The organism is Caldisericia bacterium, from assembly GCA_021158845.1.
Classification (GTDB): domain Bacteria; phylum Caldisericota; class Caldisericia; order B22-G15; family B22-G15; genus B22-G15.
In genome coordinates, this window is the sequence record JAGGSY010000074.1 from 1 (window position 1) to 19,137 (window position 19,137).

At 36.9% G+C, this 19,137-nt stretch carries 13 protein-coding genes; 11 read left to right on the forward strand and 2 right to left on the reverse strand.

The features are described 5' to 3' along the window. The 11 genes from speD to J7J33_02895 all read left to right on the forward strand — a co-directional run. On the forward strand, positions 1-411 hold a 411-nt coding region (gene speD / locus J7J33_02845), incomplete at its 5' end, for an adenosylmethionine decarboxylase (protein MCD6168230.1). After that, a complete protein-coding gene (speE, locus tag J7J33_02850) occupies positions 398-1,312 on the forward strand; it encodes a polyamine aminopropyltransferase (GenBank protein MCD6168231.1) in 915 nt (304 codons plus the stop codon). The genes speD and speE, both read left to right, overlap by 14 nt. Next, on the forward strand, positions 1,284-3,716 hold the full coding sequence (locus J7J33_02855; protein MCD6168232.1) for a PBP1A family penicillin-binding protein: 2,433 nt from the start codon (positions 1,284-1,286) through the stop codon (positions 3,714-3,716). Before speE ends, J7J33_02855 begins: the two co-directional genes overlap by 29 nt. Continuing rightward, positions 3,709-5,796, forward strand: coding sequence for a hypothetical protein (locus J7J33_02860; protein ID MCD6168233.1), 2,088 nt, complete (start codon positions 3,709-3,711; stop codon positions 5,794-5,796). The genes J7J33_02855 and J7J33_02860 overlap by 8 nt, the downstream gene beginning before the upstream one ends. A 2-nt stretch (positions 5,797-5,798) precedes the next feature. After that, entirely contained in the window at positions 5,799-7,673 is a 1,875-nt protein-coding gene (locus J7J33_02865) for a DUF1926 domain-containing protein (protein MCD6168234.1), read from the forward strand. Continuing rightward, on the forward strand, positions 7,670-9,211 hold the full coding sequence (locus J7J33_02870; GenBank protein ID MCD6168235.1) for a glycoside hydrolase family 57 protein: 1,542 nt from the start codon (positions 7,670-7,672) through the stop codon (positions 9,209-9,211). The genes J7J33_02865 and J7J33_02870 overlap by 4 nt, the downstream gene beginning before the upstream one ends. A 3-nt stretch (positions 9,212-9,214) precedes the next feature. Beyond that, positions 9,215-10,219 carry a galactose-1-phosphate uridylyltransferase gene (galT, locus tag J7J33_02875; GenBank protein MCD6168236.1) on the forward strand — a complete coding sequence of 335 codons (1,005 nt, stop codon included), beginning with the start codon at positions 9,215-9,217 and terminating at the stop codon, positions 10,217-10,219. Then, entirely contained in the window at positions 10,216-11,637 is a 1,422-nt protein-coding gene (glgA, locus tag J7J33_02880) for a glycogen synthase GlgA (protein ID MCD6168237.1), read from the forward strand. Before galT ends, glgA begins: the two co-directional genes overlap by 4 nt. 1 nt (position 11,638) lies before the next feature. Next, on the forward strand, positions 11,639-14,128 hold the full coding sequence (locus tag J7J33_02885; GenBank protein MCD6168238.1) for an NTP transferase domain-containing protein: 2,490 nt from the start codon (positions 11,639-11,641) through the stop codon (positions 14,126-14,128). Next, the gene (locus tag J7J33_02890) at positions 14,113-15,549 is read left to right on the forward strand and encodes a phosphoglucomutase/phosphomannomutase family protein (GenBank protein MCD6168239.1); all 1,437 of its coding nucleotides are present in this window, start codon (positions 14,113-14,115) and stop codon (positions 15,547-15,549) included. Before J7J33_02885 ends, J7J33_02890 begins: the two co-directional genes overlap by 16 nt. 9 nt (positions 15,550-15,558) lie before the next feature. Beyond that, entirely contained in the window at positions 15,559-16,542 is a 984-nt protein-coding gene (locus J7J33_02895) for a bifunctional phosphoglucose/phosphomannose isomerase (GenBank protein MCD6168240.1), read from the forward strand. On the opposite strand, the gene J7J33_02900 is transcribed toward J7J33_02895, so the two are convergent. Then, complete coding sequence (locus J7J33_02900; protein MCD6168241.1) at positions 16,539-17,525, reverse strand: hypothetical protein; 987 nt, start codon at positions 17,523-17,525, stop codon at positions 16,539-16,541. The genes J7J33_02895 and J7J33_02900 overlap by 4 nt on opposite strands. A 15-nt stretch (positions 17,526-17,540) precedes the next feature. After that, positions 17,541-19,127 (reverse strand): methylmalonyl-CoA mutase family protein, encoded by a 1,587-nt coding sequence (locus tag J7J33_02905; GenBank protein MCD6168242.1) that lies wholly within the window; start codon positions 19,125-19,127, stop codon positions 17,541-17,543. Between the last annotated feature and the right edge of the window lie 10 nt (positions 19,128-19,137).

Genomic DNA, 19,137 nt, shown 5'->3' on the forward strand with positions numbered 1-19,137 from the left:
CTTGAAATCTCTGGATGCGATCCAGAAGTGTTGAATGACATTGAGAAGGTGAGAGACATTCTCACAGAGGCAGCGAACAGGGCTAACGCCGAAGTTAGGGAGACGGCTTTTCACCGATTTCATCCCCATGGCGTTAGTGGAGTGGTTGTTATATCGGAATCCCATCTCTCTGTACACACCTGGCCAGAGCATGGGTATGCAGCACTTGACATCTACACATGCGGAGAGGACACAGACCCATGGAAAGCACTTAAATTTGCAGCAGAGGAGTTTAAAGCCAGGGAGGTTTACCTCACCTCCATTTCACGGGGTGAGAGGGAGAATGGAAGGTTTGTGCACAAAATAACGAAGAATCTATCGGGGAATCTTGTGGAGGAAAGTGGTGAAGAAGCGATGGATGTGGTTTCATGACAGGTTTGAACCCACAGAGGTTCACCTCCATGGGTTCTCAGATTATATAGCAGGAAAGGAGACTAAGTATCAAAAGATAGAGATACTTAAGTCTCCTTTCTTTGGTAAGATGCTTATAATTGATGGGGATGTTCAATCCTCTGAAAAGGATGAATATATATATCATGAATCCTTAGTTCATCCAGCACTAACAATTTTAAAAAAGCCAGAAAATGTACTTATACTTGGAGGAGGAGAGGGAGCAACTTTAAGGGAAGTTTTAAAGCACAAAACCATAAAAAACATAACCATGGTGGATATAGATAAAGAGAGTATAGAGTTTGCAAAGAAACACCTCAAGGAATGGCATAGAGGTTCTTTTGACTCACCGAAACTGAACCTTATCCTTGGAGATGCGCTCAAAATAGTTGATGAACTCAAAGAGGATAGTTTCGATGCAATAATATCTGATGTTACAGAACCATTTGAGGGAGGACCATCCTATAAACTCTTCACAAGAGAGTTTTTTGAGAAATTAAAGAGACTACTTAAAAAAGATGGGGTATTCTCGCTTCAGGCATCAATGCTAAGAAATGTCACTTATGAACTTCACAGGGCAATACACTGGACATTAAAGGAGGTCTTTCCTCTTGTCTTCTCCTACTACTCCTATGTCCCTTCCTTTGATACAACATGGGGATTCTGCCTTGCAAGTGATGAACTAAATCCAAGAGATTTCTCAATAGATGAGATAGATAGAAGAATAGGTGAGAGAATAGAGGGAGAGCTAAGGTTTTACGATGGAGAAACACATAAGAAGTTGTTTCTTTTGCCAAAGGATATAAGGGAAATTTTAAAGAAGAAAGTAAACATTATAGAAGAAGATAGACCCTTTGTTTTACCCAAGAAGGATAGTCTCTAAAAGAAGGGAGAGAAGAATAGAAAAGAGGAAGCCTTCCAAATTTGGAAGGCTTTTACTTATCTTTGCTATTGTAATTATATCCGTTATCCTTTTGGTATTCATCATCTCCTTCAACTATTATATAACTTTATCCCAGACCCTGCCGGATATAAAAGAGATAGAGTATGACCCACCAGAATCCTCTGAGATATTCGATAGGGATGGAAACCTAATTAAAACTGTATTTTTTGTTGAAAATAGAATATATGTCCCTCTATCAGAGGTTCCAAAAAATTTTATAGATGCCCTAATTGCCAGTGAGGATAGAAACTTCTTTAAACACCGTGGGATTGATATAAAGGCTATGTTTAGAGCTTTTTATGTAAACTGGAAGGAGGGAAGGATAGTTGAGGGAGGTTCAACCTTAACACAACAACTTGCAAGGGAACTATTCCTTTCAAAGAAGGTTAGCATTGAGAGGAAATTAAAGGAGATAATACTTGCCCTTCGCCTTGAAAAGATTTACTCAAAGGAGGAGATACTTGAATACTACATAAATCAGGTTTACTTTGGTTCAGGTGCATATGGAGTTGAGGCAGCAGCAAGGAGATACTTTGGAAAGCATGCAAAGGACCTCACCCTTCCTGAATCAGCAATGCTTGTTGGAGTTTTACCTGCACCAAGTAAGTATTCTCCAAGGGTTGATTTTGAAGCTGCAAAGGAGAGACAGAAAATAGTTCTTATGAAGATGGTAAGGGAGGGATACATAACAAAGGAGGAGATGGAGGAAGCATATGATACTCCCATTAAGCTTAAGGAGTACAGGGAGGAACCTGAATCAGATATAAATGGGTGGTTTATAGATTATGTGAAGGAGAAGGTAAGGAAGATGTATGGGGAGGAACTATTATATAAGGGGGGACTTAAGATATACACAACCATTGACCCAAAGATTCAGAAGATTGCCATAGATTCCCTAAATGGTGTTATAGAGGAGAATGTGAAAAGGGGGATATTCTCTGATGAGAATAAGGATGAACTTGGAGTAAGACAACCTCAGGGAGCAGTTGTTGTTCTTTCTCCAAAGACAGGGGAGATACTTGCAATGGTTGGTGGAAGGGACTACAAGGAGAGTCAGTTCAATAGATGCCTTGCATTAAGAAAACCTGGTTCATCATTCAAGATATTTGACTACACCCCTGCCATTGAGAATGGTGTTTTAACTCCTGCATCAATACTTGTTTCTGAATCCATCAACATTGGTGGATGGAAACCAAAGGAGTGGATATATGGCTATTTTGGACCTCTAACAGTAAGACAGGCACTTATCCGTTCATCAAACATATGTGCAGTAAAGACTGGAATGAGGGTTGGACTTGATAGGGTTGTATACTATGCAAGGAAGATGGGGATAAGGTCTCCCCTTAAACCATATCCATCAATGACAATAGGAGGATTTGAGGTTACTCCCCTTGATATGGCTGTGGCATACTCAACACTATCAAACATGGGTGAGAGGGTTGATGCAACAGGGATACTAAAGATTGTTGGAAAGGATGGAAGGATTCTCTATGAACATAAGGTCAATCCAATAAGGGTTGTATCCCCTGAGGCAAGTTATATAATGACAGATATATTCAAGGATGTTGTCTATCACTACTTCCCTGATCTCTCCAAGTATCCAATAGCAGGAAAGAGTGGAACTGCAGGAGACTACACAAGTGGATGGTTTATTGGATACACAAAGGACTTTACAGTTTCAACATACATAGGTTCAGATAAGGAACTCATTGGACTTGAGGGAGTTAGAAACTGGGGAGTTAGATTTGCAGGTAAAGTGTGGAAGAAAGTCTTTGAGGAACTTATAAAGATAAAGAAACCAAAGGATTGGGAGAGGCCAGAGGGGGTTGTTTATAAAGATGTGTGTTCTGAAAGTGGACTTCTCCCAACACCATACTGTCCGAAGATTAAGAGAGAGATTTTTATAAGAGGTTTTGAACCAAAAGTTGAATGCCCTCTTCACAGAACAGAGTATGTTGAAGTTGCCGTTTGCATTGATTCTGGGCTTCTTGCCACAGAGTGCACTCCAAAGGATAGAATAGAGATAAGGAAGTTTGTAAAGGGAGAGGAACCAACCGAGTATGATGATACCTATTCATGTGATTTCGATGTCCTTATATTCCCATCTGGAAAGGTAAAGATTGGAACCAAAGTGGTGATAAATATAAAGTTTAAGAACGAAACAGGAGAGATGGTAAAAATATTTGTTGATGGAGAAGAAAGAGCTATCCTTCCAAAGGAACATCCCATATTTTCTCTTGCCTTTGAAGAGGAAGGGGAACACGAACTTATCTTTAAACTTATGGATAAAGAAGGAAATGAAATATCCCATATAAGACGGAAAGTTGAGGTAATTGGTGAGTAAACTGCACATCTCCTTTCTCTGGCACTTTCATCAGCCATTCTATAAAGATTTTTCAAAGGGTGTGTATCTACTTCCCTGGGTTAGATTACATCTTATAAAAAACTACCACATGATGGCTAAGCTTGTAGATAGAGAGAGCGTGAAGGTGACTTTTAATTTTACTCCCTGTCTTGTAGAGCAGATGTTTGATTATATAGATAAGAAGGCAGACGATCCGTTCATAAATCTGAGTTTAAAATCTCCTACCTCTTTAAATGAAGAAGAGAAAATTTTTATACTAAAAAATTTCTTTAATGTTAATTTAGACAAGGTAATAAAGAAAAATCCAAGGTATAGTGAATTATTTTTTAAGAGAGGCTACTCCTTTGATAGAGAAAAAAACTATAAGGTTATTAAGTCCTTTAGTGACCAAGATTTTCTTGACTTACAGGTTCTATTTAACCTCTCATGGGTATCAGAGATAGCTTTAAGAGAAGATGAGGAACTTAGAAGATTGAAAGATAAGGGAGAGAGATTTACAGAGAGAGAAAAGCTGACTTTACTTAAAAAACAGGAATCTTTAATGAAGGAGTCTATACTGATGTTTAAGGAACTTTACAGGAATGAAAAGATAGAGATTTCTACAAGTCCGTATTCTCATCCAATAATGCCTCTCATTATAAATACAGATATAGCAAAAAGATGCCAGAATACACCACTTCCCTCACCTCCTTTTTCAAGACCTGAGGATTTAAACCTTCAACTCAAGGAAGGGAAGAAGTTGATAGAAGAAACTTTTGAAGCTAAAGTCTCTGGACTCTGGCCTCCTGAGGGAGCTGTTTCTGAAGAGATATTACCTTTTATAAAAAAAGAAGGATTTAAATGGTTTGCAACTGACGAGATAATTTTATACAAATCTAAAAAGATAACCAAGAGAAGGGAACTCTATAAGCCATATAAATTGGGAGAGGTAAATGTTGTTTTTAGAGACCATGTACTCTCTGATCTGATAGGTTTTACATACTCCAGCATGAAAACAGAAAATGCAGTTAAGGATTTTATGTCAAGGGTAAGATATATAAGAGACAATTTAGATGAAGATGGAACGCTCTTCATAATCCTTGATGGAGAAAATGCGTGGGAGTTTTATCCGAGTTCTGGAGTTGACTTCCTATCAAGTATATATAAAGAATTAAAAGGAGAAGAAAGGGTAGAATTAACTACAGTTTCAGAGGCTATCTCCAGAGTAAAATCAGAAGAATTAGAAACCATTGCCACCGGCTCGTGGATAGAAGGGAATTTTAGAGTGTGGATAGGAGAGGAAGAGGATAACATTTCCTGGAGGTATCTAAAACTTGTTAGAGATGATTTTGAGGGATTTACGCAGGATGAGAAGAAAAAAGCTAAAAAAGCTATGTTTGCAGCAGAGGGATCAGATTGGAATTGGTGGTATGGTAATGAACACCAGAAGGCGACTCACTTTGAATTTGATAATCTTTATAGGAGACATCTTATGAGTGTGTATGAGATTAACAATAAGAAACCACCTGATTTTCTCTTTGATTCCATTATCAGAGGTGAAGAGATGGTTATCCAGATAGAACCAAAGTGGTTAGTAAAACCTTTAATAGATGGCAAGGATACAGATTTCTTTGAGTGGGCAAATGGAGGTTTATGGAGAGGCGAAGCATCTGATGGAACCATGATTATCTCTGAACCAATAATAGAGTTAATAAAGTTTGGTTTTGACATGGAAAATATCTACTTTCTTGTGAAGTTTTCCAAGACAGGTCTTTCTTTCAAGAATTTCTCTCTTAAAATAAATTTAAGAGGAGAACACGGAATAAAGGAGGATGTTGTTTTCTCTAAGGAGGATGGCGATTGGAGACTGGACTCAAAAATTCCAGTTGTCTGGAAATTTGATAGAGTCCTTGAGGTTAAAATTCCTTTTCTTGATTTAGGTTTTGTAAGAGGTGAAAAGGTTTCGTTTGTGGTTCTGTTCTATGTAGAAGGCAATGTGCTTGCAAGGGTTCCCCAAAGGGGGAGAATAATGTTTACCCTACCTGATGATTACTATCAGTGTAAAAACTGGGAGGTATAGTTATGAGAAAATTTGCTATAGTTATTCACAATCATCAGCCCATTGGAAATTTTGATGAAGTTTTTATAGATGCAATTCAAAAGGCTTACATTCCATTTCTTGAGACCCTAATTAAATTTCCAAAGATAAAGGTTGGTTTGCATACATCAGGATGCCTTTTTGAATTTATGGAGAAAAAGAAAATCAACAGATACTTTGATTTGGTTAAGGAACTTGTAAATAGAGGACAGGTTGAGCTTATAAGTGGAGGTTTTTACGAACCTCTCCTGTTCCTACTTCCTGAGGAGGATAGAATCTTTGAGATAGAGATGATGAATGGGTATCTTTTAAATAAATTTAACTATAATCCAAAGGGCCTCTGGCTTACAGAGAGAGTATGGGAACCTCATCTTGCAAAAAGTATTAGAAAGGCAGGATTAATTTACACACTTATTGATGATAATGGATTTAGAAAGATTGGCATAGAGGGAGATGATTTGTTTCATTATTATATAACAGAGGAAGAAGGCTACACTTTGAATATATTTCCAATTCTGAAGACTTTAAGGTATATGATTCCCTACCATCCTGTGGAAGAAGTGATTTCCTTTTTGAAGGGTTCTTCCAAGGTGGATGAAATTCTCGTTTATGGTGATGATGGAGAGAAATTTGGTCTATGGCCCGGCACATATGAACATGTTTACAATAATGGTTGGCTTCATAGATTTTTTGATGCATTAAGTAGAGAAGAATCTGTTGAGACAGTGTTTCCTTCAGATATTATTTCTCTTTATCCTCCAAGAAAACGTGTCTATATACCACCTACATCCTACGAAGAGATGGAGGAATGGGCTTTACCTTATGAAAAACAAAAAGAATTTAGAAATTTAAAGGAGAAGAAGATCGATAGAACTCTTATTGGTGGAGGATTTTTTAGGAATTTCCTTGTAAAGTATGAAGAATCAAACAAGATGCATAAAAGAATGCTTTTTTTAAGAGAGGGAATTTCAAAAAATTCTAATGCCTATACTCATTACTTGAGAAGTGGTTGTAATTGTGCCTATTGGCATGGAATTTTTGGCGGACTCTACCTCCCACATCTAAGAGATGCAATTTACAGAGAAATAATCACTGCTGAAAGAGAAAGTAAGAGAAAAAGTGGGTTCTACATTGAAGATTACAATAAGGATGGTGTTGAAGAAATCATTTACAGGAATGAGAGATTTATGTTGTTTTTTGATAGAAGGGGTGGAAGGTTGGTAGAACTGGATGATATTTTATTGGGAAAAAATCTTACAAATGTTATGACAAGATATAGAGAGAGCTACCACTCCGATATACCTAAGGAAGAGAATCCCCACGATACTGGAGTTAAAACAATACACGAAATTTTCAGATTAAAAGATAAAGATGCGCTCAAGTATCTCAAATTTGATTTATATACAAAGGAGAGTTTCCTTGATCATCATCTAAATTCTATTGAGGAAATAGGTAAAAATAAACCCTGCCTTGACATGTATGACTACGAGATTTCAAAAGATAGACTTCTATTTAAAAGAGAGGGACTGTCTAAGGAATTTGTGATTGGAAAGGATTTTATAGAAGTTACTGTTAGTATGAGTAAAGCCGCTAATTTCTATGTAATGGAGTTAAATTTAAGCATCCCAATTGAAGATGTTGAAGTGGTAGAGAGAGGAACTTCTATTGTAGTATCCAAAAAGGATAGACTTTCCATAGAAGTCAGTAGAGAAGCGTTATTTAGATTTGAACCAATATACACAGTTTCCAATTCTCCCTCTGGTATTGAAAAGATATATCAAGGTATCTCTCTATTTTTAGTCTTTCCATTGAGGGAAGAGTATAATAAAATAAAAGTAAAATTAGGAGAATTAAAATGAAAGGAAAGTTTAGTATTGTTCTTCACACCCATCTTCCATTCTGTCTTGGAAAGGGAAGATGGCCCTTTGGTGAAGAATGGCTTTTTGAGACAGTTTTTGATACCTATCTACCCCTTCTTAAGGTATTAAATGAATTGGTTGAAGAGGGGAAGAGATTTAAGATTGTTGTTGGATTAACTCCAGTTCTTCTTGAGCAATTAAAATCTTATTACTTCAAGGAGAAGTTTCTTGAGTATCTTGATCAAAAAGAGGAGCTTGGTAAGAAAGATCTTGTTCATTTTAAAGGCAATCCTACCTATACAAAACTTACAGAGTATTATCTGAAGGAGATTGAAGATATAAGAAATCTCTTTGTTTCTCTAAATGAAGATATAGTTTCAGGCTTTATTTCTCTTGAAAGAAAAGGTTTTGTTGAGTTAATAACATCTGCTGCAACCCACGCCTACCTTCCCCTTTTAAAAAATGATCTATCACGAGAGGTAGAGGTAAAAAGTGGAGTAATAATTCATAAAAATTGGACAGGAACTTCTCCTTTAGGATTCTGGCTACCTGAGTGCGGATACAAGCCTGGTGTGGAAGAAATTCTTAAAGAAAATGGAATAAAATATTTTATACTGGATGCCCATTCACTTGTTGAAGGTAGAGAAATTATTATGGAGTATGGAAGAAGACTTCCAAAATTGAAGATTCCATCTGAATCAAGAACCTTTCTTCCATACGAGATAAAAGACGATTTGTATGTCTTTTTAAGAAATCCATCAACCAGTGAGCAGGTGTGGTCAAGGGATTTTGGTTATCCAGGAGATGGAGTTTATAGAGAGTTCCATAAGAAGTTTGAGGTTTCAGGTTTTCAGTACTGGAAGATAACAGATAAGAATGTTCCTCTTGGAGAAAAAGAGATATATAGCGTTGATGAGGCAAGGGAAAAGGCAAAAGTTCATGCTCATCATTTTGTCTCACTTTTAAAGGAGAAACTCTCCTCATTTTATAGAGAAAGCGGAATAGAAGGAATAATTCTTTCAGCATATGATACAGAACTATTTGGTCATTGGTGGTATGAGGGTCCCCTGTGGCTAAAGGAGGTTCTATCTCTTATAAGTGAAGATAAAGATATTGATTCAGTTTCTCCCTCAGATTTTATAAAGACTGGAGTGAGAAGAAAGGGATTATTCAGAGAGAGTTCATGGGGATTGGGAGGGTTTCATTACACATGGTATAATTCAGAGACTTCATGGATGTGGGATATGATACATGAAGATGAAGATGAATTTAAGTCTCTATTTCACAAACTTTCAGGAAAGGAAGGTTCTTTACTTCTAAAGGAGTTTCTACTTGAATTGAGTTCAGACTGGCCATTCCTTGTTACAACATCTCAGGCAAAAGATTATGGAAAGGAGAGGTTTTTGGAACACAGAAGAAAATTTTTAAACATTGTTGAGTTTTTAAAAGGTATAAAAAGGGAGACTATAGATTTAGATAAGATTGAAACGGAAGATTTTATATTTAAAGATTTAATGATAGAGGATTTAAGGAGGTAGAGTATGCCAGAATTGAGAAAGGATCCTGTCATAGGAAGATGGGTTATTATATCTACTGAAAGGGCATTGAGGCCACATGACTACAAGGTGGAGGAGGAGAAAAAAGAAACTGATCTTTCAAAGTGTCCCTTTGAGCCAGGTAATGAGAAGATGACACCTCCAGAGATAATGGCTTACAGGAAACCTGGGACAAAAAAGGATGAGAAAGGTTGGTGGGTTAGAGTTGTCCCAAATAAGTATCCTGCCCTGAGAATTGAAGGAGAGTTAAATAAAAGAGGAGTGGGAATGTATGATATGATGAATGGAATTGGTGCCCATGAAGTGGTTATTGAAACTCCAAACCATTTTGAGGAGATGCACAAGATGCCAGAAAAACAGATAGAAGAAGTTTTGTGGGCATGGAGAGATAGGATGCTTGACTTAAGAAGGGATAAGAGATTTAAGTATATTCTCATATTCAAAAACAAAGGATCTCAGGCAGGAGCATCTCTTGAACATCCACACTCCCAGATAATAGCTTTACCCATTGTTCCTGTAAGGGTGAAGGAAGAGCTTCATGGTTCAAAGCTTTACTACGATTACAAAGATAGATGTGTATTTTGCGATATTTTAAATCAGGAACTCGGAGAAAGGGAAAGGCTTGTTGAGGAAAATGGTGAGTTTGTCTCGTTTGTTCCCTTTGCTCCAAGATTTCCATTTGAAATATGGATTTTGCCAAAGAAACATTCATGTGATTATACAGAGATTACAAGAGCAGGGGTTGCAAGTCTCTCCCGTGTTTTGAAGAGGACTCTTCAGAGACTTACATTAGCCTTGAATGACCCACCGTATAATCTTATAATTCATACTTCCCCCACAGATGAACTGAACCTACCTTACTATCACTGGCATATTGAGATAATGCCAAGAATAACAAAGGTTGCAGGATTTGAATGGGGTACAGGTTTTTACATAAATCCCACAAAACCAGAGGATGCAGCTATGTATCTAAGGGAGATAGAATTATGAAGATAGCATTTGTTGTGTCTGAGGCAGTGCCTTACATAAAGACAGGTGGACTTGGTGACGTGGCAGGAACACTACCCATCTATTTGAATAGACTGGGGTTTAATACAATTCTTGTTCTTCCACTTTATAAGAAAATAAAGGATAAGAATCTGGAGCTTGAACTTGTAGAGAAAGGAAATGTAAAATTAGGTGAAAGAACTTTTCCTTTCTTAATATACAGACACAGGGAAGCTCAGGTATATTTTATTGAAAATGATGAATTTTTCCTAAGGGATTCTCCATATAACACAAAAGAGGGGGATTATCCTGATAATTATATAAGATTTGCCTTTTTTTCAAAGGTAAGCCTTGATTTTATAGTTAAAAGGGGAGATACTGATGTAATTCATGTTCATGATTGGCAAACAGCGTTGCTTCCAGTGTATAAGAGGTTGTTTTATCCAGACATTAAAGAGAAGGTAGTTCTTACGATACACAATATAGGTTATCAAGGTATTTTTTCAAAGGATGTTTTAAAGGAAATTTCTCTTCCACCTTCACTTTTCACAATAGATGGCCTGGAGTTTTACGGCAATGTAAATTATTTAAAAGGTGGGATACTCTTTTCAGATTGTGTAACAACCGTTTCTCCTTCCTATGCAAAGGAGATACAAACAAAGGAGTATGGATTTGGACTTGAGGGTGTACTCAGGAAGATAAGAAATAAATTGTATGGGATTCTCAATGGTATAGATTACTCCTACTGGAATCCAGAGACAGATAAGTTTATTAAGGTAAATTATGGAAAGGAGAATCTTCATAAAAAGAGTGAAAATAAATTGTTGCTATTCAAGGAATTAAACATAGATTTTGACCCCTCTCTCCCGCTTTTCTCTATAATATCAAGACTTGTTCCTCAGAAAGGTATAGATATTTTAATAGAGGGTTTTGATGATATTATGAAACTTCCACTCAATTTTGTTCTCCTTGGAACAGGAGATAGGGAGTTTGAAGAAAAACTTATGTCCTTGGGAGAGAAATACAGGAATAAATTTATCCCTCTTATAAAGTTTGATGAATCTCTCGCCCATAGAATTTATGCTGCCAGTGATTTCTTTCTCATGCCATCAAAGTTTGAACCATGTGGTTTAGGTCAGATGATTGCTTTAAGATACGGAACTGTTCCTGTAGTCAGAAGGACGGGGGGTCTTAAGGATACAATTCAGAACTACCACGAAAAAACTAAGTGTGGAAATGGCATAAGTTTTGATGAGTATGACTCCTTCGAACTTGTTAGGTCAGTGGAGAGGGGAGTAAAAATATTTAAAGATATAGATGTCTATGAGAGAATTCAAAAGATAGGGATGAGTTGTGATTACTCATGGGATTCCTCTGCAAAGGAATATTTAAACTTATACAGGAGGTTAAAGGAGGAATAAAATGAAAGCGGTGATAATGGCTGGGGGGTTTGGCACAAGATTAAGACCACTAACTGTAAACATTCCAAAACCTATGGTGCCTCTTGCGAATAAACCAATGATGGTTCATATAATAAGGCTTCTAAAGAAGCACAATCTCAAAGATATAATTGTCATTCTCTATCATCAACCACAATTGATAAAGGACTACTTTAAAGATGGAAAAGAGTTTGGAGTAAAAGTTGAGTATGTTACAAGTGAAGAGGATTTGGGTACCGCTGGAGCTGTTGGGCTCGCAAGGAACAAATTGAAGGAGACCTTCCTTGTTATCTCTGGTGATATTCTTACAGATTTCAATCTTTCAGAGGTTATCTCTTTTCACAAAGAAAGCAAATCCCTTGCAACAATAACCCTTACGAGAGTTGAGAATCCACTTCAGTATGGAATAGTGATAACTGATGAAAATGGAAGAATTAAAAGATTCCTTGAGAAACCATCATGGGGAGAGGTTTTTTCTGATACAATAAACACCGGCATATATGTGCTTGAACCAGATATCTTTGAGTTTGTTCCTGAAGGAAAGGAGGTTGATTTCTCCAAAAACCTATTCCCTCAAATTCTTTCAAGAAACCTTCCCCTCTTTGGTTTTATCTCAGATGGTTATTGGAGAGATATAGGAAACATAAGAGAATACAAAAGAGCCCATATGGATATTCTTAGAGGAAGGATTGATATAGAAATTGAGGGAAAGAGAGTTGGAAAAATTGGAAGTGATGTATGGGTTGGTGAAAACTCCCACATAAAGGATATTAAAAACTTCCATGGAACAGTTGTTATTGGAAAAAATGTCAGTATAGGTGCCTCCGAAATAATAAACTCTTTTATTGGAGATAATGTAGAGATAGAGAATGGGGCTCTCATAGAAAACTCTATTATATGGGATAAGACTTTAATAGAGAGAAACTGTAAAATAATTAACTCTATAATATGTAGAAGAGTAAAGATAAGGGAAGGTGCTGTTCTTGAAGGTGATAACACTGTCTCAGATGATTGTGAGATAGGAAAAGGAGCCAAATTAAGACCAACAATATCCATATGGCCCAACAAGATTGTAGAAGATGGAGCTATTGTAACAAGCAGTCTCGTGTGGGGTAAGGTATGGACAAGGTCTCTCTTTGGTTCATATGGAATACTTGGAGTGAATAATGTTGAAGTAACCCCTGAGTTTGCTGCAAAACTTGGATGTGCCTATGGAACTTTCCTTGGTAAAAGAGCTGTTGTATACACAGGCAGAGATGCCCATGAATCATCAAGGATGATTAAAAGAGCACTTATAGCAGGTTTAATGGCTACAGGTGTTGATGTACTGGATCTTAGAGCATCGCCTGTTCCACTTGTGAGATTTGCCATAAAGAGTTTAAATGGAAGTGGTGGACTTCATGTTAAGAGGTCTCCCTTTGACCCGAATTTTATAAACATAAAGTTCTTTGACAAATCAGGATACGATATCTCTCCCGGTCAGGAAAAATCTATTGAAAGATTGTTCTTTAGAGAGGAATTTAACAGAGCAAGTATGGAAGATATAGGCCACTTGGATATTCCACCAAGAGTGGTGGAATCTTACAGGGAATTCTATCTTAACAATTTAGATGTAAAGAGCATTAAGAATTCAAACCTTAAATTTGTAATTGATTACTCCTATGGAACACCAGTGTTGTTCTTTCCTACAATAATAGGTGATTTTGGTCTTGAGATAGTTTCTCTTAATGCGTATATGGATGGTAAGAGATCTGTAAGGTCTTTATCAGAATTCAAGGAGGCACTCAATAAAGTCTCATCAGTTGTAAAGTCCCTTGATGCACATTTTGGAGTTCTTCTTGATGCCGGTGGGGAGAAAATTTTTGGAATAGACAACACAGGTGAGATACTTTCCAATACAAGACTTGTTGCAATACTTTTAAAATTACTTAAAATGGAGAAAGAAAAGTTCTCCCTCATCCTTCCTGTAAATGCATCCTTTGAGCTTGAGCAGTACATAAAATCACTGAACATAAAGATACGATGGTCATCCACTCTCTCCAGAAACATTATAAGAGAAGCTTCAAAGGCAGATATAGCAGTGGATTTGATGGGTGGTTTCATATTCTCAAATTTTCTCCCTTTCTTTGACGGTATGTACAGCGTTGGAAAACTCATAGAGCTTCTATCCAAATTTGATGGAGATTTAAATGAATTAAAGAAGGGAACTCCAAAGAGAGACCCATCCCATATAGAGATTCCATGTCCTTGGGAACTTAAAGGAAGAGTAATGAGAAATTTATCCGAAAAAACAACTGACCTATCTGAACTAATTGAAGGTGTAAAGCTTAGAGAAGAGGATGGATTTGTGTTTGTGCTACCAGATAGCGATAGAGCTGTAATTCATATATACTCAAGCTTCATCAAGGAAGAGAAAGAAAAGAAGAGGATGGAAGAAATTAAAGAGAGGATTGAATCATGGATAAGAAAATAAAATTTGGCACATCTGGATGGAGGGGAATAATTGCCGAGGATTTCACCTTTCCAAATGTGAGAAAGGTGACAAGAGCTATAATAAGGTTCATGAGAGAAAAGGGTTATGAGAGAAATGGAGTTGTTGTGGGATATGATACAAGGTTTCTATCCAAAGAATTTGCCATGACCGTTTCCACCATATTCGCTGAAAATGGTATTAAAGTTTATTTTACAGAGTATCCAACTCCCACTCCGGTTATAAGTTTTGAGATAATAAAAAAAGGCACTGGCGGAGGCGTGAATATAACAGCTTCCCATAATCCCTTCTACTATTCAGGAATAAAATATTCACCCCCATGGGGTGGACCAGCAGAACCAGAAGTAACGAAAATGATAGAAAAATTTATTCCTCATTCCCCTTCCATGAAACCCGAGGGAGAGTTTGATGATTATGTGAAATCTGGAGTTATAGAGATTTTTGATCCATTAAATGAGTATGTATCTTCTATAAAAGAAGTTCTCCCGTTTAATTTTGATTTCAAGAAACCTGTAATTTTTGATGTCCTCTTTGGGACAGGTGCAAGATATGTGAAGGAGTTGTTCAAAGATTTTAAAAACATAAAACTAATTCATGATAGAGTTGATCCCCTTTTTGGTGGTCTTGAACCAGTTCCATATGAACATGAACTCAAGGAGTTAAAAGAGTATGTAAAGAGAGAAAGAGCAATTATTGGTTTAGCCCTTGATGGAGATAGTGATAGATTTGGAGTAATCTCTTCAGACGGAACATTTATAACTCCCAATGAGGTTATCTCTATAATATCCTACTTTTTTATTCCCAAATGGAAAAGAGAGGTTAAAAAGAGCCTTGGTATAGGAAGAACTGTCTCTACAACGAGACTCTTAGACGAGATTGCATCCTACTTTAATATTCCCCTCTACGAAACCCCCGTTGGTTTTAAATACATAGGTATGCTTATAAGAGATGAGAAGATATTTATAGGTGGAGAGGAGAGTGGGGGTCTCTCTATACATGGTTGGTTGCCTGAGAAAGATGGGATACTTGCCAACCTTCTTGTTCTTGGCATAGTTGAGGATAAAAAATTACCTCCAAAGGACCTAATAGAAGAGGTCTATAAGAAATTTGGTAGGTTCTACACCCATAGAATTGATATAAGGTTTAGAGAGGAAGAGGCAGAAAAAGTCGTTGAGTTTATAAATAAGTTTGATAAAGATCTATTGTTTGGTTTAAAAGTTAAAGAAATTAATGGAAAGGATGGACTCCTTATAAAATTTGAAGATGGGGTTTCATGGGTGCTTTTAAGAAAATCTGGAACAGAGAATGTTATAAGATTTTACTTTGAATCAAAAGATAAAACCACTTTCAAAAAAATGGAGGAAAAATCAAAAAGTTTAATTGATTATATAATGAAAGAATGAGGAGGAAGTATGTTTGAAATTCTATTTGAATTTCCAAAAAATTTTAAAGAGGCAAAGAGAATATCTGAAGAGACTGAAATTAAGATAAAGAGTATCTCCAGTATAAGAAATATTGTTATATCAGGAATGGGTGGATCTGGATTCTCTGGTGATTTTATTCTCTCCCTCTTCAGGGATAGCATAAAGACACCTATAATTGTAAGTAAATATTACTCTCTACCAGAATTTGTAAATGATGAGACACTCCTTATACTTGTTTCCTATTCAGGTAACACAGAGGAAACCCTTTCCTCTCTTGAGGATGGTGCAAAGAGGGGAGCAAACATTATTGCAATTTCATCTGATGGGCAATTGGAAGAGATTGTAAAGGGTAAATATACATTTTTCAAGATACCAGGAGGTTATCCTCCAAGAATGGCTCTTCCGTTTTTATTCTATCCCATTTACCACACTCTCAGAAATTTCACAGAAGAGGATTTTGGAGAGGAGGAATTCTTTGAGTCACTTCCATCTCTGTATGAACCTTTTAAAGAGAAAGATAACGAGGCAAAGAGATTGGCAGAGGCAATCTATGGAAAAATTCCTGTGATTTACTCTTCCTTCTCCCTTAAACCTGTCGCTTTGAGATGGAAACAGGAGATAAATGAGAATTCAAAAAATCCAGCGTATGACCAATATTTTCCTGAGTTAAACCATAATGAAACGGTCTCATGGGATTCCAATTTATTTAAAGAAGAAATTATCTTTATAATTTTAAGAGACCAGTATGATTCTGAAAGGATGAGAAAAAGGATCGATATAAGTAAGGAATTCTTAAAGGATAGGGGTTGGAAATTTATAGAATACAAATCCTCCGGTAGAGGAAAACTCACAAACCTCTTCTCCCTTATACCCTTAGGTGACTTTACATCTATCTATCTTTCACTTTTAAACAGTGTGGAGGCAAAACCAGTAAAGATAATTGAAGAGTTGAAAAGGAGATTGAAGAGTTAGTACATTAGATCAGGATCAACTCTATTTTCTATATCTTCTCCCTTTAAGAATCTTATTATATTCCTAAAGGAGAATCTCCAGTTTCTCTCTATGGATTCGTATGTGTATCCAGCAGTATGGGGACTCATGATGACATTATCAAACCTATGAATTGGATATTTAGAAGGGAAGGAGAAATTTCCTTTCTTTGGATATATATACCATGTATCTAAAGCTGCACCTTTTAACTTTTTTGTCTCTAAGGCTTTAAATAGAGATTCTTCATCTACAACTCCTCCCCTTGAAACATTTATGAAATACTTTCCCTCCATTAGAGAAAACTCTCTCTCACCAATCAAATTTCTCGTTTCTCCTGTTAAAGGAACAGAGACAAATATAAAGTGAGATTTCTCAATTACTTTATCCATCTCTTGTGATGGATAAATTTCATCCACAAAGGGTCTTATCTTATCAAGATTTTTCTCGGGATGTTTTTTGGTAGCAAGAACCCTCATTCCAAAGCATTTTGCCCTCTTTGCCATTTCAATTCCTATACTTCCAAGACCAATTATTCCAATGGTTTTTCCATAAACCTCTGCAAGTGGTTCCTTATTCACCCAACCATGCCATATTCCATATCTTAAATCTCTATCCCAGGGGATTATCTTTTTTACAAGGGATAGAAGGAGGGTAAATCCATGTTCAGCAACAGTTATAGCATTCTCGTGGGCATTGGCAACAATAATGTTTCTCTCCTTTATCTTCTTAAAATCAATGTTATCAACACCTGCATATGGAACCTGTATAAATTTTAGTCTTTTTGCTCTGCTTATAAATTCTTCATCTATAACACCACCAACAACGACATCTATAAGAGGGATCACCTCATCTTTCCTATCGTATGGTAGGATATTTACATCAAAAAAATCCTCCTCTTCCATAACATCTTTAAGCATTCTCTCCCAGTTTTTGGGAGGTGGCATCAGGAATAAAATATCTCCCATAGTTAATTTCTCCTCTTACAGTACCGGTGGTATCTCAAACTCACCAAACACTTCCTTGAGTTCCTTCACTATTTCTCCAAGAGTTGCCTTTCTCTTAACTGCATTAAGAATATATGGCATAAGATTTTCATCTGTTTTCGCCTTTTCCCTTAAGATTTTTAAAGCTTCCTTTGTGGAAGAGAAATCTCTATTCTTTCTAAACTCTTTTAACTTTTCAACCCTTTCTTCTCTAACCTTTGGATCCACTCTAAATATTTTGACTTCTGTCTCTTCCTCTGTTTTAAACTTGTTCTTTCCAACTATTATTCTTTCTCCACTTTCCACTTCCTCTTGATATTTGTATGCTGAATCCAGTATCTCCTTTTGAGGAATCCCTTTCATTATAGCTTCTTTCATACCACCAATATTTTCAATTCTATCTATAAGCTCAAATGCTCTTTTCTCAATCTCATCTGTAAGTTTCTCAATAGCATAACTCCCCCCAAGTGGATCAACTGTTTCAGCCACTCCGCTCTCATAGGCAATAATCTGCTGAGTCCTCAAGGCAATTCTCACAGCTTCCTCAGATGGAAGGGCAAGTGCCTCATCGTAGGAATTTGTATGCAGAGATTGGGTCCCACCGAGTACTGCAGCAAGAGCTTGCAGTGTAACTCTTATGATATTGTTTAAAGGTTGCTCTGCTGTTAATGTGGAACCACCTGTTTGAGTGTGAAATCTCAATCTCATTGATTTGGGATTCTTTGCATTGAATCTCTCCTTCATAATCTTTGCCCACATTCTTCTTGCCGCTCTGAACTTCGCAACTTCCTCAAGTAGATTGTTGTGTGCGGCAAAGAAGAAGGAGAGTCTTGGTGCAAAGGAATCTACATCAAGACCTCTATCAAGGAGAAGTCTCACATACTCTATTGCATCGGATAGGGTAAATCCAACTTCCTGTACTGCATTGCTCCCTGCCTCTCTTATGTGATATCCAGAGATACTTATGCCATTCCACTTTGGAATCTCTTTTGAACACCACTCAATTAAATCAGCCACAAGTCTTAAGGATGGCTCTGGTGGAAATATGTATGTGCCTCTTGCAATGTATTCCTTTAATATATCATTCTGCACAGTTCCTCTTAAAATTTTTCTATCTATTCCTCTACTCTCTGCAACAGCAACATACATGGCAAGAAGTATGGAAGCAGTGGAGTTTATAGTCATTGATGTAGATACCTTGTCAAGGGGTATCCCACTAAACAGTTCATCCATATCGTCGATGGTGGAAATTGCCACTCCTACTTTTCCTACCTCACCAAGGGCAATCTCATCATCGGAATCATACCCTATCTGTGTGGGTAAATCAAAGGCTACAGATAAACCAGTTTGACCCTGGGAGAGTAGGTATCTGTATCTTTCATTAGTTTCCTTTGCAGTTCCAAATCCTGCATACTGCCTCATAGTCCAGAGTCTTCCCTTGTACATGGTAGGATAGACTCCTCTTGTGAAAGGATACTCACCTGGTTCCCCAAGTTTCTCATCATAGTTGAAATCCTTATCTGGATGATAAACTCTTTCTATTTCAATTCCACTTGTTGTAAAAATTTTTCTTTCCTCTTCCATGGAGACCTCC

Excerpts from the sequence above, each read along its gene's own strand:
- speE (MCD6168231.1), top strand. The coding sequence starts at position 398 with ATGTGGTTTCATGACAGGTTTGAACCCACAGAGGTTCACCTCCATGGG.
- J7J33_02865 (MCD6168234.1), top strand. The coding sequence starts at position 5,799 with ATGAGAAAATTTGCTATAGTTATTCACAATCATCAGCCCATTGGAAAT.
- J7J33_02870 (MCD6168235.1), top strand. The coding sequence starts at position 7,670 with ATGAAAGGAAAGTTTAGTATTGTTCTTCACACCCATCTTCCATTCTGT.
- galT (MCD6168236.1), top strand. The coding sequence starts at position 9,215 with ATGCCAGAATTGAGAAAGGATCCTGTCATAGGAAGATGGGTTATTATA.
- glgA (MCD6168237.1), top strand. The coding sequence starts at position 10,216 with ATGAAGATAGCATTTGTTGTGTCTGAGGCAGTGCCTTACATAAAGACA.
- J7J33_02885 (MCD6168238.1), top strand. The coding sequence starts at position 11,639 with ATGAAAGCGGTGATAATGGCTGGGGGGTTTGGCACAAGATTAAGACCA.
- J7J33_02890 (MCD6168239.1), top strand. The coding sequence starts at position 14,113 with ATGGATAAGAAAATAAAATTTGGCACATCTGGATGGAGGGGAATAATT.
- J7J33_02895 (MCD6168240.1), top strand. The coding sequence starts at position 15,559 with ATGTTTGAAATTCTATTTGAATTTCCAAAAAATTTTAAAGAGGCAAAG.
- J7J33_02900 (MCD6168241.1), bottom strand. The coding sequence starts at position 17,525 with ATGGGAGATATTTTATTCCTGATGCCACCTCCCAAAAACTGGGAGAGA.
- J7J33_02905 (MCD6168242.1), bottom strand. The coding sequence starts at position 19,127 with ATGGAAGAGGAAAGAAAAATTTTTACAACAAGTGGAATTGAAATAGAA.